This is a genomic window from Elstera litoralis, from assembly GCF_000963705.1.
In the GTDB taxonomy this organism is placed as follows: Bacteria; Pseudomonadota; Alphaproteobacteria; order Elsterales; family Elsteraceae; genus Elstera; species Elstera litoralis.
The window spans coordinates 1-1279 of record NZ_LAJY01000763.1 but is presented as its reverse complement, the minus strand read 5'-3'; the positions used below and the strand labels follow the sequence as shown (position 1 = coordinate 1279).

The following is a 1279-nucleotide window of genomic DNA, read 5'->3' as shown; positions in this document are numbered from 1 at the left end:
CGCCATAGGCTTCCGGGTCGGCGGTGACGAAGCCGATGGCGAGAAGCTGCCGTAACACCGAGCGCCACGCATCCTTCCCCAGATCGCTGCCGACGCCAAAAACCTTCAGCCGGTCGTGACCATGTTCCGCCACCTTATCGGTGCGCTCGCCGCGCAACACGGTAATCAGATGCTCGGCCCCGAAGCGCTGGCCGGTGCGGTAGATCGCCGACATGGCCTTGCGCGCCGCCTCCGTCGCGTCCCAGGTTTCCACCGGCGCGTGACAGATATCGCAGTTGCCGCAGGGTTTGGGCAGATCCTCGCCTAACTGGCGCAGCAGGAAGGTGCGGCGGCACTCGGCGGTCTCGCAATAGGCCAGCATCGCATCGAGCTTGCCGCGCTCGCGCAGCTTGTGATCCTCGGGCGCGGTGGAGGCATCGAGCCGCCCGCGCTGCATCACCACGTCTTGCAACCCATAGGCCATCCAGGCGGTCGCGGGCAGCCCGTCGCGCCCGGCGCGCCCCGTCTCCTGATAATAGGCCTCGATGCTTTTTGGCAAATCGAGATGGGCGACAAAGCGCACATTGGGCTTATCGATGCCCATGCCGAAGGCGATGGTCGCCACCATCACCACACCCTCGTCGCGCAGGAAGCGGGTTTGATGGGCTTCGCGCACTTTCGAATCGAGCCCCGCATGATAGGGCAAGGCGCTGATCCCCTGGTCCTTCAGCCAAGCGGCGATTTCATCCACCCGCTTGCGCGTGCTGCAATAAACGATGCCGGCGTCGCCCGCGTGTTCGTCCTTGATGAAGGTGAGCAACTGCCGCTTCGGGTCCTGCTTGCCGACCACCCGGTAAGTGATATTGGGGCGGTCGAAGGACATGACGAAGTGGCGCGCCGCTTCCAGCTTCAACTGCCGGATAATATCGGCTTGGGTCGGTGGATCGGCGGTCGCGGTTAGCGCGATGCGCGGCACCCACGGCCAGCGCTCGTGCAGCAGCGTGAGCGCCCGATAATCGGGGCGGAAATCATGACCCCATTGGGAAACGCAATGGGCCTCGTCAATGGCAAACAGCGCGAGGCGGGCGTGGTCGGCGGCTTCGAGAAACGCGGGCGTTTGGATGCGTTCGGGGGCGATGTAGAGAAGATCGAGCGTGCCATCGGCAAGCTTGCGCAAAATCTCGCGCTGTTCGGCGGGCTCTTGGCCCGAATGCAGCCCCGCCGCGGCGACCCCAGCTTCCCGCAGCGCCGCGACTTGATCTTGAATGAGGGCGATCAAGGGCGAGACGACAATCGCGCA

General features: G+C 64.7%; 1 protein-coding gene. It reads right to left on the bottom strand.

Features of this window, described 5'->3' with window-relative positions:
- Window positions 1-1279 (bottom strand): RecQ family ATP-dependent DNA helicase (locus VZ95_RS19645; protein WP_045777370.1); only part of this gene is annotated, 1279 nt, incomplete at both ends.